This is a genomic window from Herbaspirillum sp. CF444, assembly GCF_000282135.1.
Classification (GTDB): domain Bacteria; phylum Pseudomonadota; class Gammaproteobacteria; order Burkholderiales; family Burkholderiaceae_D; genus Herbaspirillum.
This window is the reverse complement of record NZ_AKJW01000061.1, coordinates 109,458-134,284: the sequence shown is the minus strand read 5'-3', so window position 1 is coordinate 134,284 and position 24,827 is coordinate 109,458. Positions and strand designations below refer to the sequence as shown.

General features: G+C 60.7%; 23 protein-coding genes. 13 read left to right on the top strand and 10 right to left on the bottom strand.

The features are described 5' to 3' along the window. Positions 1-182 precede the first annotated feature (182 nt). The gene (locus tag PMI16_RS13465; RefSeq protein WP_007880332.1) at positions 183-1,616 is read left to right on the top strand and encodes a DEAD/DEAH box helicase; all 1,434 of its coding nucleotides are present in this window, start codon (positions 183-185) and stop codon (positions 1,614-1,616) included. A gap of 121 nt (positions 1,617-1,737) precedes the next feature. On the opposite strand, the gene PMI16_RS13460 is transcribed toward PMI16_RS13465, so the two are convergent. The 4 genes from PMI16_RS13460 to PMI16_RS13445 are packed head-to-tail and all read right to left on the bottom strand — an operon-like array spanning position 1,738 to position 5,409. Beyond that, a complete protein-coding gene (locus PMI16_RS13460) occupies positions 1,738-2,373 on the bottom strand; it encodes a PqiC family protein (RefSeq protein WP_007880331.1) in 636 nt (211 codons plus the stop codon). After that, positions 2,373-3,995 (bottom strand): PqiB family protein, encoded by a 1,623-nt coding sequence (locus PMI16_RS13455; RefSeq protein WP_007880330.1) that lies wholly within the window; start codon positions 3,993-3,995, stop codon positions 2,373-2,375. Before PMI16_RS13455 ends, PMI16_RS13460 begins: the two co-directional genes overlap by 1 nt. Beyond that, complete coding sequence (locus PMI16_RS13450) at positions 3,992-4,762, bottom strand: paraquat-inducible protein A (protein WP_007880329.1); 771 nt, start codon at positions 4,760-4,762, stop codon at positions 3,992-3,994. The genes PMI16_RS13455 and PMI16_RS13450 overlap by 4 nt, the downstream gene beginning before the upstream one ends. After that, on the bottom strand, positions 4,759-5,409 hold the full coding sequence (locus tag PMI16_RS13445) for a paraquat-inducible protein A (protein WP_007880328.1): 651 nt from the start codon (positions 5,407-5,409) through the stop codon (positions 4,759-4,761). The genes PMI16_RS13450 and PMI16_RS13445 overlap by 4 nt, the downstream gene beginning before the upstream one ends. Before the next feature lie 424 nt (positions 5,410-5,833). Here PMI16_RS13445 and PMI16_RS25915 point away from each other — a divergent pair, with 424 nt between their 5' ends. Further along, complete coding sequence (locus tag PMI16_RS25915) at positions 5,834-5,974, top strand: hypothetical protein (protein WP_157212633.1); 141 nt, start codon at positions 5,834-5,836, stop codon at positions 5,972-5,974. Between the two features lie 76 nt (positions 5,975-6,050). Next, entirely contained in the window at positions 6,051-7,754 is a 1,704-nt protein-coding gene (leuA, locus tag PMI16_RS13440; RefSeq protein ID WP_007880327.1) for a 2-isopropylmalate synthase, read from the top strand. Between the two features lie 91 nt (positions 7,755-7,845). Here the strand turns inward: leuA and egtB are convergent, their stop codons facing one another. Together egtB and egtD are read right to left on the bottom strand one after the other, a co-directional pair. Next, complete coding sequence (gene egtB, locus PMI16_RS13435) at positions 7,846-9,078, bottom strand: ergothioneine biosynthesis protein EgtB (RefSeq protein ID WP_007880326.1); 1,233 nt, start codon at positions 9,076-9,078, stop codon at positions 7,846-7,848. Positions 9,079-9,121: 43 nt separating this feature from the next. Continuing rightward, on the bottom strand, positions 9,122-10,078 hold the full coding sequence (gene egtD / locus PMI16_RS13430; RefSeq protein ID WP_034380448.1) for an L-histidine N(alpha)-methyltransferase: 957 nt from the start codon (positions 10,076-10,078) through the stop codon (positions 9,122-9,124). A gap of 324 nt (positions 10,079-10,402) precedes the next feature. Here egtD and PMI16_RS13425 point away from each other — a divergent pair, with 324 nt between their 5' ends. From PMI16_RS13425 to PMI16_RS13415, 3 genes are all read left to right on the top strand, one after another. After that, positions 10,403-12,208: an ABC transporter transmembrane domain-containing protein gene (locus PMI16_RS13425; protein ID WP_007880324.1), complete on the top strand. Its 1,806-nt coding sequence runs from the start codon at positions 10,403-10,405 to the stop codon at positions 12,206-12,208. A 158-nt stretch (positions 12,209-12,366) separates the two neighbouring features. Then, complete coding sequence (locus PMI16_RS13420; RefSeq protein WP_007880323.1) at positions 12,367-13,482, top strand: NADH:flavin oxidoreductase/NADH oxidase; 1,116 nt, start codon at positions 12,367-12,369, stop codon at positions 13,480-13,482. Between the two features lie 232 nt (positions 13,483-13,714). Then, positions 13,715-15,148, top strand: a complete 1,434-nt coding sequence (locus PMI16_RS13415; RefSeq protein ID WP_007880322.1) for an NAD-dependent succinate-semialdehyde dehydrogenase — start codon at positions 13,715-13,717, stop codon at positions 15,146-15,148. A gap of 200 nt (positions 15,149-15,348) precedes the next feature. Here the strand turns inward: PMI16_RS13415 and PMI16_RS13410 are convergent, their stop codons facing one another. Continuing rightward, positions 15,349-15,921 (bottom strand): DNA-3-methyladenine glycosylase I, encoded by a 573-nt coding sequence (locus PMI16_RS13410; RefSeq protein ID WP_007880310.1) that lies wholly within the window; start codon positions 15,919-15,921, stop codon positions 15,349-15,351. Between the two features lie 25 nt (positions 15,922-15,946). Then, positions 15,947-16,942: a serine/threonine protein kinase gene (locus tag PMI16_RS13405; protein WP_007880303.1), complete on the bottom strand. Its 996-nt coding sequence runs from the start codon at positions 16,940-16,942 to the stop codon at positions 15,947-15,949. Between the two features lie 98 nt (positions 16,943-17,040). Between PMI16_RS13405 and PMI16_RS13400 the strand changes: the two genes are divergently transcribed. Further along, positions 17,041-17,733 carry a UPF0149 family protein gene (locus PMI16_RS13400; protein ID WP_007880302.1) on the top strand — a complete coding sequence of 231 codons (693 nt, stop codon included), beginning with the start codon at positions 17,041-17,043 and terminating at the stop codon, positions 17,731-17,733. Positions 17,734-17,754: 21 nt separating this feature from the next. Here the strand turns inward: PMI16_RS13400 and PMI16_RS13395 are convergent, their stop codons facing one another. Both PMI16_RS13395 and orn read right to left on the bottom strand, forming a co-directional pair. Next, positions 17,755-18,516, bottom strand: a complete 762-nt coding sequence (locus tag PMI16_RS13395) for a sulfite exporter TauE/SafE family protein (RefSeq protein WP_007880299.1) — start codon at positions 18,514-18,516, stop codon at positions 17,755-17,757. A 48-nt stretch (positions 18,517-18,564) separates the two neighbouring features. Then, on the bottom strand, positions 18,565-19,170 hold the full coding sequence (gene orn, locus PMI16_RS13390; protein ID WP_007880297.1) for an oligoribonuclease: 606 nt from the start codon (positions 19,168-19,170) through the stop codon (positions 18,565-18,567). 148 nt (positions 19,171-19,318) lie between these two features. On the opposite strand from orn, the gene PMI16_RS13385 reads away from it, so the two are divergent. The 6 genes from PMI16_RS13385 (at position 19,319) to ppnP (ending at position 24,778) form a co-directional block, all read left to right on the top strand. Beyond that, the gene (locus tag PMI16_RS13385; protein WP_007880296.1) at positions 19,319-20,593 is read left to right on the top strand and encodes a M48 family metallopeptidase; all 1,275 of its coding nucleotides are present in this window, start codon (positions 19,319-19,321) and stop codon (positions 20,591-20,593) included. A gap of 18 nt (positions 20,594-20,611) precedes the next feature. Beyond that, on the top strand, positions 20,612-20,965 hold the full coding sequence (locus PMI16_RS13380; RefSeq protein WP_007880295.1) for a 4a-hydroxytetrahydrobiopterin dehydratase: 354 nt from the start codon (positions 20,612-20,614) through the stop codon (positions 20,963-20,965). A gap of 2 nt (positions 20,966-20,967) precedes the next feature. Further along, on the top strand, positions 20,968-21,879 hold the full coding sequence (rsgA, locus tag PMI16_RS13375; protein ID WP_007880294.1) for a ribosome small subunit-dependent GTPase A: 912 nt from the start codon (positions 20,968-20,970) through the stop codon (positions 21,877-21,879). A gap of 254 nt (positions 21,880-22,133) precedes the next feature. Next, positions 22,134-23,045, top strand: coding sequence for an ornithine carbamoyltransferase (gene argF / locus PMI16_RS13370; protein ID WP_007880293.1), 912 nt, complete (start codon positions 22,134-22,136; stop codon positions 23,043-23,045). Between the two features lie 47 nt (positions 23,046-23,092). After that, entirely contained in the window at positions 23,093-24,433 is a 1,341-nt protein-coding gene (gene argG / locus PMI16_RS13365) for an argininosuccinate synthase (protein WP_007880292.1), read from the top strand. A 30-nt stretch (positions 24,434-24,463) separates the two neighbouring features. Then, positions 24,464-24,778 carry a pyrimidine/purine nucleoside phosphorylase gene (gene ppnP, locus PMI16_RS13360; RefSeq protein WP_007880290.1) on the top strand — a complete coding sequence of 105 codons (315 nt, stop codon included), beginning with the start codon at positions 24,464-24,466 and terminating at the stop codon, positions 24,776-24,778. Positions 24,779-24,827: the final 49 nt, after the last annotated feature.

Sequence of the window (24,827 nt, the reverse complement as noted above, 5' to 3'; positions counted from 1 at the left end):
GACACCGTCCCGGCGCAAAGCTTTTGTGCCGAAATTTCTTTGTTTTTCATAGTCATTTCGTTGGTTGGCGTTGCTTTTTTGCGTTCACCGCATTTGTTGTGCGCTCGTTGCGTCCGATTCGTTGGCCGTAAGCTTGCGCTGCATTGCATTTGTCTGGCGCTCATATATAAACGAAAGAAAACATGACTTTTGAAACACTAGGCCTGCACCCATCGATCATCAAAGCCTTGACCGACTCCGGCTACACCGCGCCGACTCCGGTCCAGGAACAAGCTATCCCTGCCGCCATCGCCGGCAAGGATCTGCTGGTATCGTCGCAGACAGGCTCCGGCAAGACCGCAGCGTTCATGCTGCCGTCGCTGCACAAGTTTGCCTCCATGCCGCCCGCGGCTCCCGGCGCGAAGACGCCAAACCAGGAAGCGCAAGCCGCCAAGGCGCGCGGCGATCGTCCGCGTTTCCGTCCTGCACAGCCGAAGATGCTGGTGCTGACGCCGACACGCGAACTGGCCCTGCAAGTGACCACCGCAACCGACAAGTACTGCGCGCACATGCGTCGCCTGAAGGCCGTGTCCATCCTGGGCGGCATGCCTTATCCGAAGCAAATGCAATTGCTCTCGCGCAATCCTGAAATCCTGGTGGCGACGCCTGGCCGTCTGATCGACCATATGGACTCGGGCAAGATCGATTTCTCCGAACTGGAAATTCTGGTGCTGGACGAAGCCGACCGCATGCTGGACATGGGCTTCATCGAAGACATCGAGAAGATCGTCGCCGCGACACCGGCAACCCGCCAGACCATGCTGTTCTCGGCAACGCTGGACGGCGTCGTCGGCAACATGGCCAAGCGCATCACCAATGCACCGCAGATCATCCAGATCGCCGGTTCCGCCACCAAGCATGAAAACATCGCCCAGCGCGTCCACTTCGTCGACGATCTGTCGCACAAGAATCGCCTGCTGGACTTCCTGTTGCGCGACGTGACCATGGATCAGGCAGTCGTCTTCACCGCCACCAAGCGTGACGCCGACACCATCGCCGACCGTCTGAACATCGCCGGCTTCGCTGCCGCCGCCTTGCATGGCGACATGCATCAAGGCGCGCGTAACCGCACGCTGGACGGCATGCGCCGCGGCCAGGTGCGCGTGCTGGTGGCAACCGACGTCGCCGCGCGCGGCATCGACGTGCCGGGCATCACCCACGTGTTCAACTACGATCTGCCGAAATTCCCGGAAGACTACGTTCACCGCATCGGCCGTACCGGTCGTGCCGGCCGCAACGGCGTTGCCGTGTCGCTGGTCAATCACGCTGAAGGCATGCACGTCAAGCGTATCGAACGTTTCACCAAGCAACCGATTCCGGTTGACGTCGTCGAAGGCTACGAGCCGAAGAAGACGGCGGCACCTGCACGCAGCGCGCGCAAACCAGGCGGCTGGCGTCCAGGCGACAACCGCAGCGGCCCGCCACGTTCGGGCAACGGCAACGGCAATGGCGGCGGTCGCAGCTTCGGCGGCAAGCCGGCCGGCAGCGGCGGTCCGCGCAAAGAAGGCGGCGGCGGTTACAAGGGCGGCGGCGCGCGTGCCGACGGCGGCGCTCGTCGCTCTTACGGCGATCGTTAATCCGTACTAACTGCACCAAGCTGCATTGAGGTTGTACCGACTCAGGCAGCAAGCATCAAAACAAAAGGCCGCTTCATTGAAGCGGCCTTTTTCATTGGCGTTGCAGTTTGCCAATCATTGTTCAACTACTGCAGGCGCCGCCCTGCCCCGCCCGCAAGGCCGTCACGTCGGCCGAAATCGCATCCGCCACATTGGCGACCGCGCGCTGCATGCCTTGCACCACGCCATCGATGCCGGCGCCGCTGACCGGTTCCACGACCGCCAGCCGGCAGACGCTGCTGGTGCTGTTGTCGCTGCGCGTGACGGTCCATCCGAAGGACGCATCGACCTTGCCGCCCTTGACGGCGTCGAGCTGGCGCAATTCGACCACGATACGATAGACCGGCTGATTCGCAGGACGTCCGCCGCGCGTCACGTCGACGGCGCCGAGACGGTTGGCAATGCCGCCGGCCAGCGCATCGCGCAATTCATTGTTGAACGGCGCCGACCAGCGATCCTGCTCAAGGATGTCGACGCGCGTATCGTCCGTGCGCACCACAATCTGCGGACGCGCCAGGCGCTCCGGCACGCTCACCGGCAAGACTTCAATAAATGTCTGGCCGCTCGCGGGCGCAGCGGCGGATGTTTTGACCATCGCCGGCGACGGACTTGATGCGCCGCTTGCAGCCAACGTATAGAAGCGCGTCGGCGCGGTCGAGCATGCCGCCAACGCCAACGTCAGCATCGCCGCCGAAAGAAGTGTGAATCTGCGCTGCATTATTTATCCTCCTGCTTGCCGCGAATCAGCGATTCCGGATGTTGCTGCAAATAATCGGTCAATACCCTGATGGAAGCCGCCGCACGCGACAGTTCCTGCATGGTCTGGCGCACGTCCTGCTGCAACGGCGCGTCGTCGGACAAGGTCCGCTCGGCGGCGTTGAGCGTCTTGCGCGCATCGTGCATGGCGGCAGTGATTTCCGGCGCGACGTCGTTGTTGATCTTGTTCATGGTCTGTTCGGCGCTGGTCAGCGTGCGATTGAGCGTGGCCAGCGTCTTGCGCAGATCGTCGCCGATCTTGTCGAACGGCACCTTGCTCAGTTTGCGCGTGACGTCGGCAATCTGATTCTGGATTTCGTCGAGACTGTTCGGGATCGTCGGGAAAATCAACGGCGTGCGCTCGATGTCGATTTGCGCCGGTTCCGCGTTCGGGAAGAAGTCCAGCGCCACGTACACCTGGCCGGTCAGCAGGCTGCCGCTGCGCAATTGCGCGCGCAGGCCGTGCGCGACAAGGTAGCGCAAACGCTGGCGCGGCGTGTAGCGCGATTCCTGCTGTTCGTTGAACTTGCGGCCGAGTCGATCCGGATACAAGGTCACCACCACCGGCATCAGGAACTGGCGCGTCTTGTCGTCGTATTCGATGCCGATCGACTTGACCTCGCCCAGTACCACGCCGCGGAAGTCCACCGTCGCACCCGGTTCGAGACCGCGCAACGACTGGTTGAAATACAGCAGCACGGTTTGCGAGCGGCCGTCCGGCTCCTTGATGGCGGTGGCCTCATCCTCGGCGAGGCGGAAGCTGGTGTTTTCCTTGGCGGCGGCATTGGTGTCGAACTCGTCGATCGACTTGAAGGCGATGCCGCCCAGCACCACCGTGGCCAGCGATTGCGTATGCAGCTTGAAGCCGCTGGCATTGATCTGCATGTCGAAACCGCTGGCATGCCAGAAGCGCGAATTGATGCCGACGAATTTGTCGTAGGGCGCATTCACGAAAATGCGCAGCGTCACGCCCTTGCCATCCTGATCGAGATCGTAGGCGGCAACCTGGCCGACCTTGATGCGGCGATAGAACACCGGTGAACCGATGTCCACCGACCCGAGATCGGCGGCATGCAACACGAACTGCTTGCCGGAGGTGTCGCGTGTAATGATGGGCGGCTGCTCCAGCCCGGCGAATTCTTTCTTGGTTTCTTCCGACTTGCCGGCATCGGCGCCGATATACGCGCCCGACAGCAAGGTGTTCAGGCCCGAGATACCCGATGCCGCCACGCGCGGACGCACCACCCAGAAGCGCGTGTCGTCGGCGGTGAAGCTCTCGGCTTCCTTGGTCAGTTGCACCGTCGTCACCACATGGGAACGGTCTTTGCTCAGCGTAATCGACTGCACCAGACCGATATCGACGTCCTTGTATTTGACCTTGGTCTTGCCGGCTTCCAGCCCCTCCGCCGATGCGAAGCTGATGGTGATCACGGGGCCTCGTTCGATCAGGATCTTGGCGACCAGCGTCAGGCCGACCACGGCGGCGACGATGGGAATCAGCCACACCAGCGACGGCAGCCAGTTGCGCCGGCGGACGCGCTTCGGCTCGGGCAAATGGTTTGAGGGCGTCGTTTGTTCAGTCATTCACTATCCTTTTTTTGTTGCTCTTGCAGGTCGGCATGTTGCGACGGCCGTGTGTTCTCGTCGGGGCCCTGCTCCTCCTTATCCTCGTCCTGATCCCAGATCAGCCGCGGATCGAAGCTCAACGACGCCAGCATGGTCAGCACCACCACCGAGCCGAATGCCGCCACGCCGATACCCGCCGTGATCTTGGCAAAACCTTCGATCTGCACCAGCCCGGTCAGCAGCGACACGACAAAGACGTCCAGCATCGACCAGCGCCCGATCGATTCGACCACGCGATACAGCTTGGCGCGTTGCAGCCGCTGCCAGCTGCTGCGCCGGCGCGCGCTCACCGTCAGGATGATCAGCGACACCAGTTTGAACAGCGGCACCAGAAAACTGGCGATGAACACCACGATCGCCAGCTCCCACGATCCCTCGACCCAGAAATAGATGATGCCGCTCATGATCGTATCCTGCTGTTCATCCAGCAGCGTCGTCGTCGTCATCACCGGCATCAGGTTGGCCGGAATGTACATGATGCAGGCGGCAATCAGAAAGGCCCAGGTGCGGTTGAGGCTGTCGATCTTGCGGACATGCAGCGGGCTGCTGCAGACCTCGCAACGGGCATCGTCATTGGCATCTTCCCAGACCGTGCCGCAATGATGACAAGGACGGAGATTGGCGGCGATGGCGCTGCTCACCGCCGGCTCGACGGCGGGAGCGGCGTGGGCAGCGGATTCGCCGGAAAACGGCGCGTCAGGCAAGGAATGCGTATCGGCGCTCATCGTACCGGCTCCCCGTCTTTGACGGGACCGGCGTCCTCAATGTGTGCAATCACGAGCGAACGCCACAGATAGCGCGGGTTGAACGACACCACCGCGGTCAGCACGATCGTCAGCGCGCCGAACGCCCACAGGGCCACGCCGGGAATCACCGTCGCCATGTTGGATAACTTCACCACCGCGACCAGCACGCCAAGAAGGAAGACTTCCACCATGCCCCAGGGCCGGACCATCTGCATCACGCGCAACAAGGTCCTGATGCCGGGCCGGTTGACGCCATGCGCCGTCGGCAGCAATAAATAGAGCAGCACCAACAGTTGCAGCAGCGGGAACAGGATGGTCGTCGCCAGCACCAGCAAGGCCACCAGCGACATGCCCTCCGTGCCGAGCACCTTGACCGCCCCGATCAGCGTGGTCTGGCTGGTCAGCCCCTGCAACTCGATCTGCACGATGGGAAAACTGTTGGCGATCACGAACAGGATCAGGCTGGCAACCGTCAACGGCAGCAGGCGTTGCTGCCGACTTCCGGTGTCGCGCTCCATTTCGCCGCCGCAGCGCTGGCAGCGCGCGATTTCGGCGCGCCTGAGTACCGGCCGGCGATGCACTGCATCACACTCTTCGCAAACGATCAGGTCCGGACGTCTATGCATGAATTGAATAAATAATGGAAATAAAGCTCGAATAAAGAACGGACATGGTCAAACTACCAACGACTTGCCGCCTCACATCATGGCAGGAACTTGGATTCTAACAACAAAAAGCAGCAGTTTTACCTCAGTTTGGGCTCGCTTTCGGCCAGATCGGGCAGATAATGCTTGACAAGCCAAACGGCAATCTTCTAAAGTGACCAGATGAACTCCGCAACACAATTCTCCCTATCACTATCGCACTTCGCTGGCGCCCTGCTAGCGTTGCTACTAGTGACGCTACTACCAGCTTCGCGCTAATCCAGGTTTCTCCCCAGTTTTTTGCAGTTTCCTCGCCGGTGTATTGATCTGAAAGCATCCGAAATGGATCGTCAGAATCACCTCGCGGCACAATCAAGATTTGTAAATTTTTACTGAAAAGCCAGTTATGCCGCTCTTGCATACCAAGTCCATCGCTGCAATCCAGATTTCCGGCGCACTCATCGAGTTCATCGCCGCGAAAATCCTTGCACCTGCATCGGCGCCGCTACTGCTATCGCTACCGATCGGTTGCCTGGCCTCGCGTTAGTGGCAGTCAGGCGGCCCTTCAGCCACATCGGATGATTTCCCCACTCACTGTAGTGACAAATTTAAGAGGTTCTACCATGATGTTAAGCAACCCGGCAGCAAAGTACCGTGCATTCCCGACGATCCCGTTGTCTGATCGTACCTGGCCCAATCAGTTCATTTCCAAACCGCCGATCTGGATGAGCACCGACCTGCGCGACGGCAACCAGGCGCTGATCGAACCGATGAGCCCGGAACGCAAGCTGCGCTTCTTTGAAATGCTGCTGCAAATCGGCCTGAAGGAAATCGAAGTCGGCTTCCCCTCCGCATCGCAAACCGACTTCGACTTCGTTCGCAAACTGATCGAAGAAAACCGCATCCCCGACGACGTCACCATCATCGTGCTGACCCAGTCGCGCGAAGAGTTGATCCGCCGCACCATCGATTCGCTGGCAGGCGCCAAGCAAGCCATCGTGCACTTGTACAACTCGGTCGCGCCGGCTTTCCGCAAGATCGTCTTCAACATGTCGCGCGACGAAATCAAGAACATCGCCGTCACCGGCACCCGCCTGGTCAAGGAACTGACCGACGCCCGCCCGGAAACCCAATGGCGCTACGAATATTCGCCGGAATCCTTCAGCACCACCGAGCTCGACTTCTCCAAGGAAATCTGCGACGCCGTCTGCGAAACCTGGGGCGCCACGCCGGAACGCAAGGTCATCCTGAACCTGCCGTCGACCGTCGAATGCAGCACTCCGAACGTCTACGCCGACCAGATCGAATGGATGTGCCGCAACCTCAAGCACCGCGCCTCCACCATCATCTCGGTACACCCGCACAATGACCGCGGCACCGCCGTCGCCTCCGCCGAACTGGCCGTCATGGCCGGCGCCGACCGCGTCGAAGGCTGTTTGTTCGGCAACGGCGAGCGCACCGGCAACGTCGATCTGGTCACGCTGGCGCTGAACCTGTACACGCAAGGCGTCAACCCCGGCCTGGATTTTTCCGACATCGACACCGTGCGTCAGTGCGTCGAAGAATGCAACCAGATCCCGGTCCACCCGCGTCATCCGTATGTCGGCGACCTGGTCTTCACGGCCTTCTCCGGCTCGCACCAGGATGCGATCAAGAAGGGCTTCGCCAAGCAGCAGGCGGACGCCATCTGGGAAGTGCCTTACCTGCCGATCGACCCGGCCGACCTGGGCCGCAGCTACGACGCCGTGATCCGCGTCAACAGCCAGTCCGGCAAGGGCGGCATGGCTTATCTGCTGGAACAGGAATACGGCCTGTCGATGCCGCGCCGCCTGCAGATCGAATTCAGCCGCGCCATCCAGCGCGAAGCGGACGCCACCGGCAAGGAAATCGTCGCCGGCGACATCTACACCATCTTCAAGAGCGAATACCTGGACCGCACCACGCCTTACGTCTACCGCGCGCACCGCATGTCGGAAGATTCCTCGCACAAGGAATCGATCAAGATTGAAATCGACATCGAACGCAACGGTGAAAAGGCCACGCTGCGCGGCACCGGCAACGGCCCGATCGACGCCTTCGTCAACGCACTGGGACTGGACATCAAACTGATGGACTTCCACGAGCACGCCATCGGCGCCGGCGCCAACGCACAAGCCGCCAGCTACATCGAACTGCGCCTGAACGAAGCGCCCACCGGCTTCGGCGTCGGCATCGACGCCAACATCGTCACCGCATCGTTCAAAGCCGTACTCAGCGCCATCAATCGCCAGATCGCGATCGACCAGAGCGCCAATCAGCCTTCTTCGCCAAAAGCGAAAGCCGCCTGAGCAGCCTGACGAACCCAAGTCAAGCGACATAGAAAAAAGCCGCCGGTTTATCCAACCGGCGGCTTTCTTATTTTGTGTTTCAGATGCGTCTTTACAGCGATCGCGCCAACCGAATGCCGCTGTATTGCCAGCAAGCCGTCGCCGGGAAAAAGTTGCGATAACTCGTACGCGAATGCCCCAGCGGCGTCGCGCCGGATGAGCCGCGCAAAACGTATTGATTGACCATGAACTTGCCGTTGTACTCGCCCACGGCGCCGTCGGGAATCGCATAACCCGGATAAGGCGCATAGCTGCTCGACGTCCACTGCCACGCCGTGCCAAAGAATTGCCGGCCCTCGTTGCCGAGTGCACCGGCGGCGTATTCCCACTCCGCCTCGGTCGGCAGACGCGCGCCGGCCCAGCGTGCGTAGGCATCCGCCTCGTAATAAGACAAGTGCAGCACCGCCGCATGCGGATCCAGCTGCAGCATGCCGTGCAAGGTAAACTCCTGCCACGCACCGTCTTCCTGGCGATGCCAGTAGAGCGGATGCCTGATGTCATTGCTGCTGCGCCAATCCCAACCAGCCGACAGCCAATAGGCCGGATTGTCGTAGCCGCCCTGCTCGACAAACATCAGGTATTCGATATTGCTGACCAGGCGCGAGCCGATGGCAAATGATTCAACGAATTGGCGGTGCGACGGCAACTCGTTGTCGAAACAGAATCCGCCGCGCTCTTTGTTGCCATAACCTATTTCCACGATGCCTGCATCGAAGGCATTCCATTCCAGCTCGGTCTGCACCGGCATGGCCTGCAAGGCGCGCGGCAGATAGGCCGGCTTGAGCGGGTTGAGCGACAGCAGATGCTTGACATCGGTCAGCATCAGCTCCTGATGCTGCTGCTCATGCTGCATGCCCAGCTCCAGCAGGCGCAGGCAATCGGCATCGCAGACATCCGACAGCAGCAACGCCTGCATGCGCAGGTCGATGTTGGAACGATAGGCGCGGATCTCGGCCAGCGACGGACGCGTGAGCATGCCGCGCTGAGGACGCGGGTGCTTGTCGCCCACGCCTTCGTAATAGGAATTGAACAAGACCCGAAACGCCGGATGAAACGGCGCGAACTCTGGCTCGCAGGTTTCGAGAATGAAGGTTTCGAAGAACCAGCTGGTGTGCGCCAGATGCCACTTGATCGGACTGGCGTCGGGCATCGACTGGGCACCGCAATCTTCGTCCGACAAAGGCGTCGCCAGGATCATCGAGTATTCGCGCGTGCGCAGGAAGTCATCGACGATGGCGGCATTGGCTGCGTTGGTTGCGGCCAGTACGGCCGTTTCATTGTGCATGCTGCTCATCTCCTGTTGTTCGTCTCGTGCGGTGTTGCGCCGCTCACACCGGCCGCGCGTAACATAACATGAACCACTTCTGCGGATCGAACCACATCTTGGCCTGGCCGAAACCGGCTTGCCGCAGCAAGTCGCTGAAGCCGTCCGGTGTAAATTTGTAGCTGTTCTCGGTATGAATGCGTTCGCCCTGGCGGAATTTCCGCTCGCCGCCGCACCATGTCACGGCGACATCGCGGCGCGCTTCCAGATGCATCTCTATGCGCGACAACGCAGGATTGAAAAAGCCGCGATGCTGCCAATCGCCGATCGCGAAGTCGCTGCCCAGCAAACGATTGACGTGCAACAGCGCATTGCGGTTGAACGCCGCCGTCACGCCCAGCGCATCGTCGTAGGCGGCATCGAGCACCGCCTTGTCCTTCACCAGATCGATGCCGAGCAAGACGCCGCCGGCTTCGCCCAGTTGCAAGCCGTGACGCATGCGGCGCAGGAACTGCAGCGCTTCTTCCGGCGCGAAATTGCCGAGCGAGGATCCGGGATAGAAGAACAGGCGGTTTTCACGTCCGACCGCCGACGGCAGTTGCAGCGAGGCGGAAAAGTCCATCGCGATTTCCTGCATCGGAATCGCCGGAAATTTTTGCCGCAAGCCGTTCACCGCCTCGCGCAGGAATTCCGTCGAAATATCGATGGGCACATACTGGCGTGGTTGCAAGGAAGGGAACAGGCGCGCCGCCTTGGCGCAATTGCCGGCGCCCAGGTCGATCATGGTCACGCCTTTGCCGACAGTGGCGGCGATATCTTCGGCATGCTGCTCGAAGATCTGCGCCTCGGTGCGGGTCGGGTAGTATTCCGGCAGCGCGCAAATCGCTTCGAACAAGGTGGAACCGAGCGCGTCGTAAAAATACTTGGGAGAAATGCTGGCGGCCTCGGCCGTCAGACCGTCGTGCAATTCGTTCCGGATAGGACAGGGTTCTGACCAATCGTCCTGCATGTCCTGCAACATTCGTTGAGCCAATTTGCTCTCCTTGTTGTAACCGCATGATGTAACGGCACAATGTAACCGCGCAATGTAACAACTGCATGAACGTGATCGGCACGGTATCCGGGCATGCAATACACTAGACCGCGTTTAGAAAGTACCAGCTACCGAATATTGAGCGCACACGGCGCATTTCAAGAGGTCAATCTATTGTCAGATTGAATAGTTGATGAATGCATATACTTATGCATTCTATCGACTTGCAATCACCAATGTGGTTCACCACCTGATAAAAATTCTGACATCCAGCCTGTAAGTTGCCTTACCAACATCACAAACCTTGCCAACATGTCATCAAGCATCAAACCTGAACCAGCCAAAGGCAGCATCAAAACCCTGATCGGCCTGCTCCCCTTCCTGCAACCTTACAAGCGTCAATTCATGCTGGCCGGTCTGGCGCTGATCGTCGCTGCGGCGGCGACGCTGGCAATTCCGTATGCGTTCCGGCAAATGATCGATCTGGGCTTTGGCAAAAGCGGCATTGGTGGCGCGGACGCCGCTGCCAACACGCTGCACATCGACCTGTATTTTCTTGCCCTGTTCGGCGTCGCCTGCGTCCTCGGCGTGGCGACGGCAGCCCGGTTCTACATGGTGTCGTGGCTGGGCGAACGCGTGACCGCCGACTTGCGCAGTGCCGTCTACGCGCATGTGGTCACGCAAAGCCCGCAGTTCTTTGAAACCACTAAGACCGGTGAAGTGCTGTCGCGCCTGACCACCGACACCACGCTGATCCAGACGCTGGTCGGCACCAGCATCTCGATGGCGCTGCGCAACGGATTGTTGTTTGCCGGCGGCATGGTCATGCTGTTCATCACCAGCGTCAAGCTGTCCTCCATCATCATCGTGATGCTGGCGGCGGTGGTGCTGCCTATCGTCTTTTACGGCCGTCGCGTGCGCAAGCTCTCGCGCGAATCGCAGGACCGCGTTGCCGATGCCTCGGCGCTGGCCGGCGAGATCCTCAACGCCATGCCGACGGTGCAAGCCTTCACGCATGAAGAGATCGAAGCCAGACGTTTCGGCACCTCGGTGGAGCGCGCCTTCCACACCGCCATGCAGCGTATCCGCGCGCGCTCGGTGCTGACGATGATGGCGATCCTGCTGGTATTCGGCGCCATCGTATTCGTGCTGTGGCTGGGCGCGCATGCCGTGGTCCAGGGCAGCATGAGCGGCGGCCAGCTCGGCCAGTTCATCCTGTATGCCTCGCTGGTGGCCGGCTCCATCGGCGCCTTGTCGGAAGTGCTGGGCGACACGCAGCGCGCCGCCGGCGCGACCGAACGCCTGCTCGATCTGCTGACCGCACAGTCGCCGGTGCAATCGGTGCTGCTGCCGGAAACGCTGCCGCCACGCACCGCCAACGGCGCCGCGCTGCAATTGGCAGACGTCGTCTTCCATTATCCGTCGCGTCCCGACAGCAGTGCGCTGATGCATTTGTCACTCGATATCAAACCCGGCGAGACCATCGCCATCGTCGGCCCGTCCGGCGCGGGCAAGACCACGCTGTTCCAGTTGCTGCTGCGCTTCTACGATCCGCAGCAAGGCGCGATCAGACTGGACGGCGTCGACATCAAGTTCCTGTCCCTGCAAACCCTGCGCGGAGCCATCGGCATCGTGCCGCAAGACACCATCATTTTTTCCGAGAATGCACTGGAGAACATCCGTTTCGGCCGTGCCGACGCCGGCGACGAGGAAGTCATTGCCGCCGCGAAAATGGCCGCCGCACACGAGTTCATCGAGCGCCTGCCGCAGGGCTACCAATCCTTCCTCGGCGAGCGCGGCGTGCGTCTGTCGGGCGGTCAGCGCCAGCGCATTGCGATTGCGCGCGCACTGTTGAAAAATCCGCCGCTGCTGCTGCTCGACGAAGCCACCAGCGCGCTCGACGCCGAATCCGAACGCCTCGTGCAGACCGCGCTGGAAGCCGCCATGATCGGCCGCACCACGCTGGTCATTGCGCACCGCCTGGCGACCGTGCAACGCGCCGACCGCATCATCGTGCTGGAGCATGGCCGCATCGTCGAGACCGGCACGCATGCTTCGCTGATTGCGCAGAACGGTCTGTATGCGAGCCTGGCTGCGCTGCAGTTCAATACGGATTGAGGCGACTCCGGAAATCCGGCGACCTCAAACGCGATTTCAAAAAATAAAATAGACTTCCGGTTGCACCGAACAACCACCTCCCTCTACTTCCACTTTCCACTTTCCACTTGCGAGCGCGCCATCCATCCGCGCGCGTCGCAGACAAACAGGAGTTTCCGATGAGCAGCAAATTATTCTCCCCGCTGAAGTTGCGCGAACTGACCCTGCCGAACCGCATTGCCGTGTCGCCGATGTGCCAGTACTCGGCGCAGGACGGTTTCGTCAATGACTGGCATCTGGTCCACCTGGGCAGCCGCGCCGTCGGCGGCGCCGGCCTGGTGATCGTGGAAGCGGCCGCCATCCTCGCCGAAGGCCGCATCACGCCGGAAGACGTCGGCATCTGGAAAGACGATCACATCGAACCGCTGCGCCGCATTACCCGCTTCGTGGAAGCGCAAGGTTCGTTCGCCGGCATCCAGCTGGCGCACGCCGGTCGCAAAGCCAGCGCCTGGCGTCCATGGGCCGGCAAGGCCGGCACCGTGCCTGCCGCGGAAGGCGGCTGGGACACCGTGGGGCCGTCGGCCATTCCTTTCGACGCCACCTTCAAGGCGCCGCAGGAACTGAGCGTGGCAGCCATCGCCCAACGCGTGCAAGCTTTTGCCGATGCGGCGCAACGCGCCTTCAAGGCCGGCTTCAAGGTGATCGAAGTGCACGCCGCACACGGCTACCTGCTGCATGAATTCCTTTCTCCGCTGAGCAATCAGCGTACCGACCAATACGGCGGCTCGCTGGAAAACCGCGCGCGCTTCCTGGTGGAAGCCGTCACTGCCGTACGCAAGGTCTGGCCGGCGGAACTGCCGTTGTTCGTGCGCCTGTCGGCAACCGACTGGACCGACGGCGGCTGGAATCCCGACGAGACCGTTGCCGTCTCGCGCATGTTGCGCGACCTCGGCGTCGATCTGGTTGACGTCTCCAGCGGCGGCAACGTGGCGACGGCGACGATCCCGACCGGTCCCGGCTACCAGACCGCCTTTGCCGCGCGCGTCAAGAGCGAAGCCAACATCGCCACCGGCACCGTCGGCATGATCACCGATGCGATCCAGGCCGAGCACGTACTGCGCACCGGACAGGCCGATCTGGTGCTGCTGGCGCGCGAACTGCTGCGCGATCCTTACTGGCCGCTGCACGCCGCCGATACGCTCAAGGAAAACGTCGCATGGCCGCCGCAATACGTACGCGCCGCATCGAGCAAGACGCCACTGCGCGAGAACGTCGACTACAGCGACCTCGACTGATCCTGCATCCGACATCCGACAACTGGAATCCGCGGGCGACGTATCGACGTATGTCGCCCGGATTGCTTCGATGGCATCACGTTTTCGCGTTGACCTGACGCAACTTTCTCTGCCGTGGTATAACTAACTCACGGCACACGCCAGTCGCTTCCGCAAGTCATTCCGCCGGATGTGATTTCAACATTCTGCTTCGCATCCTTTCATCCACCAGATTCGCAAAGAGATACTCATCATGTACAAAGACGTTCAACTTTTCATCAACGGCCGCTGGACTGCCAGTGTCTCGGATCGCACCATTCCGGTCGTCAATCCTGCCACCGAAGAAGTCATCGGTCACATCGCCCACGCCAACAAGCAAGATCTCGACGCCGCGCTGGCTTCCGCGCAAAAGGGTTTCGACACTTGGCGCAATGTGTCCGCGTTCGAGCGCTCCAAGATCATGCGCAAGGCCGCCAACATCCTGCGTGAGCGCGCCGACGAAGTCGCGCAACTGATGACGCTGGAACAAGGCAAGCCGCTGGCCGAAGCCAAGGCGGAAACCCTGGGCGCCGCCGACACCATCGACTGGTTCGCCGAAGAAGCCCGCCGCACCTACGGCCGCCTGGTGCCGGCCCGCGTGCCGAATGCCTATCAGATGGTGATCAAGGAGCCGGTCGGCCCTGTCGCTGCGTTCACGCCATGGAACTTCCCCCTCAACCAGGTCGTGCGCAAGCTGTCCGCCGCGCTGGCCGCAGGCTGCTCCATCATCGTCAAGGCGCCGGAAGAAACCCCTGCTTCCCCTGCCGAACTGATCCGCGCGTTCGCCGATGCCGGCATCCCTGAAGGCGTGGTCAACCTGGTCTACGGCGTGCCGTCGGAAATTTCCGAATACCTGATCCCGCATCCGATCATCAAGAAGATTTCCTTCACCGGTTCGACCCCGGTCGGCAAACAACTGGCCGCACTGGCCGGCACGCACATGAAGCGCGCCACGATGGAACTGGGCGGCCACGCGCCGGCCATCGTATTCGACGACGCCGACATCGACGCCGCCGCCAAGCAACTGGCGATGGCCAAGTTCCGCAATGCCGGCCAGGTCTGCGTCTCGCCGACCCGCTTCCTGGTGCAAAAGAAAGTGTTCGACGCCTTCGTCGACAAGTTCATCACCGCCGCCAGCCTGCTGAAGATCGGCGACGGCATGGCTGCCGGCACCACCATGGGCCCGGTCGCCAACAAGCGCCGCATCCCGGCGCTGGAAGCGTTGATCAGCGATGCAGTGGAACAAGGCGCGCAACTGCGCTTCGGCGGCAAGCGCATCGGCGACAAGGGCTACTTCTTCGAACCGACCGTGCTGACCAACGTGCCGCTGTCGGCGCGCGCCATGAACGAAGAACCGTTCGGCCCGCTGGCGCTGATCAATTCCTTCGACACCCTGGATGAAGTCATCGCCGAAGCCAACCGCCTGCCGTTCGGCCTGGCTGCCTACGCCTACGCCAAGTCGGCGCACACCAAGCACGCGCTGTCGTCGCGCGTCGAAAGCGGCATGATCACCATCAACCATCTGGGCCTGGCCTTGCCGGAAGTACCGTTCGGCGGCATCAAGGACAGCGGTTACGGTTCCGAAGGCGGCACCGAGGCGATCGAAGCTTACGTCAACACCAAGTTCGTTTCGCAGCTGGACGTGTAAGCATTCTGCGTCAGTACAAAAAAAGCCCGCGCTCTTCAAAGGAGCGCGGGCTTTTTTTGCGCAATGAGTACCGTCGACGCCAGTTCTCATCTCCGTCATCCCGGCGAACGCCGGGATCCAGCGCCGTACTTCCCAAACAAGGCAACGACGCTGGGTTCCAGCGTTCGCTGGAACGACAAGGCTTGATGACGGTTTGTGGACTATTTATGTTTCTTGCCATGGCAATGACACCCGACCACGTGGTCGTTGATCATGCCGATGCCTTGCATGTAAGCGTAGATGATCGTCGAGCCGACGAACTTGAAGCCGCGCTTGGCGAGGTCTTTTGACAGTTGGTCCGACAACGGCGTCTTGGCCGGCGCTTCGCCGAGGCTCTTCCACTTGTTGCGGATCGGCTTGCCGTCGACATACGCCCACAGGAAAGGATCGAGGCCGCCGACTTCATCGCGCAGACGCAAATAGCTTTGCGCGTTGGTGATGGTCGCGGCCACCTTCAGGCGGTTGCGGATGATGCCCGGGTCGGCCAGCAGCTTCGCCACCTTGGCGTCGGTATAGCGCGCGATCTTTTCCGGATTCCATTGATCGAAGGCGGCGCGGTAAGTCTCGCGCTTGTTGAGCACGGTCTCCCAGCTCAGGCCGGCTTGCGCGCCTTCCAGGTTGAGCATTTCAAACAGGCGCGTCTCGTCGTGGCAAGGCACGCCCCATTCTTCATCGTGGTAAGTCACGTAGCGCGGATTGTCGAGATTGACCCAGGCGCAGCGTTGTACGCTCATTGCTTCCTCACTCATTTTTCAAGAATCATAAAGGCCACAAGGGCGGTTCATCCATCAGCGCGATCTGCTCGCGCAACTCCAGAATCCTGTCTTGCCAATAGCGTTGCGTATTGAACCACGGGAAAGCCTGCGGAAACGCCGGATCTTCCCAGCGCCGCGCCAGCCAAGCGGAGTAGTGAATCAGGCGCAAGGTGCGCAAGGCTTCGATCAGATACAACTCGCGCTGTTCGAACTCGCAAAAGCTTTCATAACCGGCCAGCAGATCGGACAACTGGCGCACCATGTCGCCGCGCTCGCCCGACAGCAGCATCCACAAATCCTGGATCGCAGGACCGCTGCGGCTGTCGTCGAAGTCGACGAAATGCGGTCCGGCGTCGGTCCACAAGACATTGCCGACGTGGCAGTCGCCATGCAGGCGCAACTGCTTGATATCGCCTGCCCGGTCGAAGCAGCGGCGCACGCCGTCCAGCGCAAGATCGACGGTGCTCTTGTACGAGCTCAGCACATCCATCGGGATGAAATCGTTGGCCAGCAGATAATCGCGCGGCTCTTCACCAAAGGTGGCGATGTTGAGCGCTGGACGATGCTCGAACGGACGCTGCATGCCGACCGCGTGGATGCGGCCGATGAAGCGCCCCAGCCATTCCAGCGTATCGGGATTGTCGAGCTCCGGCGCGCGGCCGCCGTGGCGCGTAAAGGCGGAGAAGCGAAAGCCCTGGAATTCTTGCAGGCTGCGACCGTTGGTCAATTGCATGGCGGGAACGACCGGGATTTCCTGCTCGACCAGTTCATTGACGAAGGCATGTTCTTCGAGGATCGCGGCGTCGCTCCAGCGCTGCGGGCGATAGAACTTCGCCACCAGCGGCGGTCCCTCTTCCATTCCGACCTGATAAACACGGTTTTCGTAGCTGTTGAGCGCCAGCAGGCGACCGTCGCCATACAGGCCGACGCTGTCGAGTGCATCGAGCACGGTGTCCGGCGACAGCCCGGCGAAGTTGAATACGGTGGTGGAATCGGTCATGGCCGTATTGTACGTGTCCCGGGAAGGCAGCGGTAATCCTCGCCTCCGCCGTCGATTGCAATTAAACTGCGGTTTTATTCGCAACACGGACGATCATCATGCAACTTGACCAGCCCCTCTCCGACGAAGAGTTCGACGAACTCGACGACTTCCTGCTGTCCGACCGCTGTGCCGACGACGCCATGACCATGGACACGCTGCACGGCTTCCTCACCGCGCTGGTGATCGGCCCGCAGGAAGTGCTGATGGCCGAATGGCTGCCGCGCGTCTGGGGCAGCCAGCCGGAAGACACGCCCAAGTTCAAATCGCCGAAAGAAGCCGAACGCATCACGGGCCTGATCGCGCGTTCGATGAACGAAATCGCCATCACGCTGGAAGTCGCGCCCAAGGAATACGAACCGCTGTTCTGCGAGCGCGAGCATGAAGGCAAGAGCCTGCTCGACGGCGAAGCCTGGGCCGGCGGCTTCTGGGAAGGCATCCAGCTGCGCGCCAAGGAATGGGATCCGATTTTCCACTCCAACCTGGCCGAGCTGATGCATCCGATTTACCTGCTGGGTTCGGATGAACTGGAAGAGGAAGAGATCCCGCTGATCGAGGATCCGGTCAAGGCACACAAGCTGGCGGTGGAAGTGGAATCGGCGATTCCGCACATCTACAAGTACTGGCTGCCGCATCGCAAATCGGCAGTGGAAACCGTGCGCCGCGACGGCCCCAAGGCCGGCCGCAACGACGACTGCCCATGCGGCAGCGGCAAGAAGTACAAGAAGTGCTGCGGCGCCGACAAGGCGTAACCGGCTTTTTAGAGCCGGAGCTTATCCGAGATAGGCTCCGGCGGCATCCCACAACAGCTTGCAGCCGGCAAGAAACAAAGCCGCGACGGTAATCTGATAGAACCGCACCTGGTTCACCTTCATCAGCATCTTCAAACCCAGCCAGTAACCGATCGGTGCCAGCGGCAGCAAGGCCAGCGAGGTCGTCAGGTTGCGCGTGTCGAACAAACCCAGCGCAATGAAGGGCACCACCTTCACTGCATTGATCACCGAAAAGAAAATCACCGAGGTGCCGACAAATACCAGCTTGTCGAGTTGCTGAGGCGCAAGGTAAATCACGAACGGCGGCCCGCCGGCGTTGGCGATGAAGCTGGTGAAACCGGACATCGCCCCCCACAGCGAACCTTTGACGATGCTGGGTTGCGTCGGTACAGCTGCGCTGCCCAGCCCCATCAGGCGCTGCACGACGAAGCTGATCGACAGAATGCCGATCAGGCCGCGCAGCATGGCGTCGGAAGTGAAACGGAAGGTCAATGCGCCGACCGTGATGCCGACCAGTGCAGCCGGGATCAGGATGCGCAGATTGCGCATGTCGCCCTTGCCGCGGAAGGCGATCAGTCCCATGATGTCCATGGCGATCAGCAAGGGCAGCATGATGGCCGCGCCGACCGAGGGCGACGCCACCAATGAAAGGATGGGAATGGAAAGAATGCCGAGCGAGCCGCCGCCCATGCCGGACTTGGAAATGCCGACGATCAGCACTGCCGGGATCGCCGCTGCGTAGAACAGCGGATCCTGGATCAAGGCAAGGCCCTCGCCCGCAATCCCGTCGTCGGCATGGTCATCGGAGGATTATTCCTTGATGAAGTGCTCGCGGTAGTACTTCAGTTCCTCGATGGATTCGATGATGTCGGCCAGCGCGGTGTGCTTCTGATGCTTCTTGAAACCGCTTGCCAGTTCCGGCTTCCAGCGGCGGCACAGTTCCTTGAGGGTGGACACGTCGAGGTTGCGATAGTGGAAGAAAGCTTCCAGCTTGGGCATGCCGCGCGCCATGAAGCGGCGATCCTGGCAGATCGAGTTGCCGCACATCGGCGACTTGCCGACCGGCACGAACGGTTTGAGGAACGCGATCAGCGCAGCCGACGCTTCTTCTTCGGTGACGGTCGAGGCCTTGACGCGTTCGATCAGGCCGGAACGGCCGTGGGTGCCCTTGTTCCAGGCATCCATGCCGTCGAGGATCTCGTCAGGCTGATGGATCGCGAATACCGGGCCTTCGGCCAGCACGTTGAGTTCAGGATCCGTTACCACCACGGCAACTTCGATGATGCGATCGTTGTCCGGATCGAGGCCGGTCATCTCCATGTCCACCCAGATCAGGTTGAACTCGTTCGGCCGGGCCGGGATCGTATAGCTGGGTGCGCCCGCGTTGGCAACGTTGGCATCGGTGGCTTGTGACATAATTGTTCTTTCTGCAGGTTCTGTTCAATTCACTGCTTAATTTGCTGCTTGATTGCTGATTGGGTCGGCCGCTCATGCCATCCGATTCGTCATCGTCATCGAATTTTTTGAACGTTTTTGCTGTCCGCCATTTTCGCACAGGGAAAGAATGTATTCACTCACGTTTTCGGTTTTGTTTGTTGGTTTCCTGCTGTTGACCCTGCTGGTCCGCTTCTGGCTCGGCTCGCGCCACATCCGCCACGTACTGGCGCACCGCAGCGCGGTGCCGGCCGAGTTCGCCGAAAAGATCCCGCTGGCGGCGCATCAGAAAGCAGCCGACTACACCGTTGCCCGCACCAAGTTCGGCCTGCTGACGCTGGTCGTCAATTCGGCCGTACTGGTCGGCTTTACGCTGCTGGGCGGCCTGCAATTGCTGTCGAGCCTGCTGTTGGGATGGTTCGGCGGTCCGGGCATGCTGTATCAGTTGGGACTGATCGTGGCGTTCGCGCTGATTTCCGGCCTGATCGACCTGCCCTTCGATTACTACCGCCAGTTCGTGCTGGAAGCGCGCTTCGGTTTCAACAAGATGACGCGCGGCCTGTTCGTGATCGACATCGTCAAGCATTCGCTGATCGGCGCGATCATCGGCCTGCCGCTGCTGTGGGTGATCCTGACGCTGATGGACAAGTCGGGTTCGCTGTGGTGGTTCTACGCATGGCTGGTGTGGAGCGGTTTCCAGCTGCTGATGCTGGTGCTCTACCCGACCGTCATCGCACCGCTGTTCAACAAGTTCACGCCGCTAGCCGACGACAGCCTGCGCGCGCGCATCGAGGGGCTGATGCAGCGCGTCGGCTTTGCGTCCAAGGGATTGTTCGTGATGGACGGCTCCAAACGCAGCGCGCACGGCAACGCTTATTTCTCCGGCTTCGGCGCGGGCAAGCGCATCGTCTTCTTCGACACGCTGCTGGCGCGTCTGGCGCCGCATGAAATCGAAGCCGTGCTGGCGCATGAGCTGGGCCATTTCAAGCTCAGGCACATCGTCAAGCGCATCGTGGTCATGTTCGCGATCTCGCTGGTGTTCCTGGCCTTGCTGGGCTACCTCAAGGGTCAGGCGTGGTTCTACACCGGTCTCGGCGTCGATCCGATGCTGTTCGGCAGCAACGACGCGATGGCGCTGATCCTGTTCATGCTGGCCTTGCCGATTTTCACCTTCCTGCTGTCGCCGCTGTCGTCGCTGTCGTCGCGCAAGCATGAATTCGAAGCCGATGCCTTTGCCGCCCAGCACACCAACGCGCAAGACCTCGTCTCGGCGCTGGTCAAGCTGTATGAAGACAATGCCTCGACGCTGACGCCGGACCCGCTGCATTCGGCGTTCTACGATTCACACCCGCCGGCGTCGCTGCGCATCGGCAAACTGCACGCCAGGCTGAACCCGGCACACTGAGGCATAGAGGAAACCATCATGACACTGACCGCACAATCGCTGCTCGCGCAAAAGAGCCAACATCAGGTCACCGCATTGAGCGACACCGACGTCCAGCAAGCCCTGCCGTTGGTGCCGGGCTGGGCGCTGGATCAGGGCAAACTGGGCAAGACGTTTTCATTCGAGGATTACCACGAGACGCTGGCTTTCGTGAACGCCATCGCTTATGTGATCCACGCCGAAGACCATCATCCGGAACTGGTCGTGACCTACAACCGCTGCGTGGTGAAGTTCGATACGCACAGCGTCAACGAGGGACGCGGCGGCCTGTCGATCAATGACTTCATCTGCGCCGCCAAGGTGGATGCCGTGTTCCACCAGACGTTTTCCTAAGCATGACCGTGACCGCAGCCAAAAACAATATCGAAGTCGGAACAATCATCGCCGCACACGGCCGCCATTATCTGGCGCAAGTCGGCGCAGAAAAACTGCAATGCGTCACCCGCGGCAAGAAGAGCGACGTCGCGGTGGGCGACAAGGTCAACCTCAAGCGCACCTCGGCGAATCAGGCCGTGATCGAATCCATCGCCGAGCGCAAGACCTTGCTGTATCGCTCGGACCAGTACAAATCCAAACTGCTGGCCGCCAACGTCACCCAACTGTTCATCGTGGTGGCGACGGAGCCGGGCTTCACCGATGACCTGATTTCGCGCGCGCTGGTCGCCGCGGAATCGGCCGGCGTCGACGCTCACATCGTCCTCAATAAAACCGACATCGTCGCTGCCTTGCCGAGGACGCGCGAACGGCTGCAGGTCTATCGCAAGCTCGGCTATCCGATACACGAAGTCTCGGCGCAGGCGGAACCGGACGCCACCCGCGACGCTTTCCTGCCGCTCCTGCAAGGCCAGTCGACCATCCTGATCGGCCAGTCGGGCATGGGAAAATCCTCACTGATCAACCTGCTCGTGCCCGACGCCGACATCGCCGTGCGCGAAATCTCGGCCGCGCTCGACACCGGCAAGCACACCACGACGTTCACGCGCTTGTATGCGATGAGCGACGATACCGCCATCATCGATTCGCCGGGTTTCCAGGAGTTCGGCCTGTATCAGTTGAGCGAAGGCATGCTCGAACGCGCCTTCCGCGAGTTCGCCCCGCATCTGGGCCAATGCAAGTTTTACAACTGCCATCACCTGAGCGAGCCCGGTTGCGCCGTGCTGGCCGCCGTCGAGAGTGGCGAGATCGCATCCATGCGGCATCAGTTGTATGCACAGCTCTTGCATGAGTCGTCGCAAAAGCTGTATTGACCTGGAAGCCGGTTTTGCCTGTCCCTGCATTGACAGAATTGCAACATCAGGCGAACAAAAACCTCGTGAGACATCCCGGAGCGGCGCTCTCCGGGCGTCAAAAACAGCATGGTTCAGCATGGATTCACGGCAGAAACAGCACTCAACAGGCCATTCGGAAGCGTCCCTTTTAGGTATCTTTTTAACCCAAATCCCTTATAATTGAAGCAGTTACAACAATCGGCGGCAGGCGCCACTGGCCGCCGTTTTTATTTATGGCAATCAAACACTACCTGCAGTTTTCCGACTTTACGCTTGACGAGTATGAGTACGTGATCGAGCGGTCGCGTGTGATCAAACGCAAGTTCAAGAATTACGAGCCGCATCACTCGCTGGCCGACCGCACGCTGGTCATGGTCTTCGAGAAGAATTCGACCCGTACCCGCCTGTCCTTCGAAGCCGGCATGCACCAGCTCGGCGGCGCGGCGATCTATCTCAATACCCGCGACAGCCAGCTCGGCCGCGGCGAACCGATCGAGGATGCGGCGCAAGTGATGTCGCGCATGTGCGACGTCATCATGATCCGTACTTTCGGCCAGGAAATCATCGACCGTTTCGCCGCCTATTCGCGCGTACCGGTCATCAACGGCCTGACCAACGAACAGCACCCCTGCCAGGTCCTGGCCGACGTGTTCACCTACATCGAGCACCGCGGCTCGATCAAGGACAAGGTCGTGGCCTGGATCGGCGACGCCAACAACATGTTGTATTCGTGGCTGCAGGCGGCTGAAGTGTTCGGCTTCCACGTCAATGTCTCGACGCCGAAAGGCTATGACATCGACATGAAGCAGGTCAGCCCCGGCAACCGGCGCTACACCTTCTTCGCCAATCCGGCCGATGCCTGCCAGGACGCCGATCTGGTCACGACCGACGTCTGGACCAGCATGGGTTACGAAGACGAAAACGCCGCCCGCCTGAAAGCCTTCGACGGTTGGATCGTCGACCAGGCCAAGATGGCGCGTGCGCGCAAAGACGCGCTGTTCATGCACTGCCTGCCGGCCCATCGCGGCGAGGAAGTTTCCGCAGAAGTCATCGACGGCCCGCAATCGGTGGTCTGGGACGAAGCCGAAAACCGCCTGCACGTACAGAAAGCCTTGCTCGAATACCTGGTCCTCGGCAAAGTCTGAGCGCACAAGTTACCTCCTCCAGTTACCACAACCTAGTCAGAACTATCATGTCCAACATCCTGCAATCCGTTCCGGTCAACGAAAAAGTCGGCATCGCCTTCTCCGGCGGCCTCGATACCAGTGCTGCGCTGACCTGGATGCGCCAGAAAGGCGCCATTCCTTACGCCTACACGGCCAACCTGGGCCAGCCGGACGAGCCTGATTACGACGCCATCCCGAAGAAGGCCATGCAATACGGCGCGGAACTGGCGCGACTGATCGATTGCCGCGAACAACTGGCCAACGAAGGCATCGCGGCGCTGCAAAGCGGCGCCTTCCACATCTCGACCGCCGGCGTCACCTACTTCAACACCACGCCGCTGGGTCGCGCCGTCACCGGCACCATGCTGGTCGCCGCCATGCGCGAAGACAATGTCGACATCTGGGGCGACGGCAGCACGTTCAAGGGCAACGACATCGAGCGTTTCTACCGCTACGGCCTGCTGGTCAACCCGAACCTGCGCATCTACAAGCCCTGGCTGGACAATACCTTCATCGACGAACTGGGCGGCCGCAAGGAAATGTCCGAGTTCATGATCAAGTCCGGCTTCGACTACAAGATGTCGGTGGAAAAGGCCTACTCGACCGACTCCAACATGCTCGGCGCGACGCACGAAGCGAAAGACCTGGAATTCCTCAACAGCGGCATCAAGATCGTGCAACCGATCATGGGCGTGGCGTTCTGGCGCGACGACGTCGAAGTCAAACGCGAAGAAGTCACCGTGCGCTTTGAAGAAGGCCGTCCGGTCGCGTTGAACGGCAAGACCTTCGACAACATGACCGACCTGATCCTGGAAGCCAACCGCATCGGCGGCCGTCACGGCCTCGGCATGAGCGACCAGATCGAAAACCGCATCATCGAAGCCAAGAGCCGGGGCATCTACGAAGCCCCGGGCCTGGCCCTGCTGTTCATCGCTTACGAACGCCTGATCACCGGCATCCACAACGAAGACACCATCGAGCAATACCGCGACAACGGCCGCAAGCTGGGCCGCCTGCTGTACCAAGGCCGCTGGTTCGACTCGCAGGCCATCATGCTGCGCGAAACCGCGCAACGCTGGGTCGCCCGCGCCATCACAGGCGAAGTCACCGTCGAACTGCGCCGCGGCAACGACTACTCCATCCTCAATACCGAGTCGGCCAACCTGACCTATCAGCCGGAACGCCTGACCATGGAAAAGGGCGAAGGCGCCTTCTCGCCGCAAGACCGTATCGGCCAGCTGACCATGCGCAACCTGGACATCACCGACACCCGTCAGAAGCTGGCGATTTACCAAAGCACCGGCCTGCTGGCGACCAGCAACGCGGTGTCGCTGCCGCTGCTGGAAAAAGACAAGAACGCGAAGTAATCACGCAACCCTCAACCGAAACAAGACAACATGACGACTCAATTCGACAACGTTACCGTCCTCAAAAAGGGCAATGTTTACTTCGACGGCAAGTGCGTTTCGCACACCGTGATCTTCGCCGACGGCACCAGGAAGACGCTGGGCGTGATCCTGCCGTCCTCGCTGACCTTCAATACCGGCGCACCGGAAATCATGGAAATCAACGGCGGCAGCTGCAACGTCCGCCTGAAAGGCGAAGAAGCCTGGAAGACCTACGCCGCCGGCACCAGCTTCAACGTCCCGGGCAACTCCAGCTTCGAGATCGAAGTGACCGAGACCGTGGACTACGTCTGCCACTTCGGCTGATCAGAGAAATCTGTAAAGCACGCACGCAGCAAATAAAAAACGCGGCCGG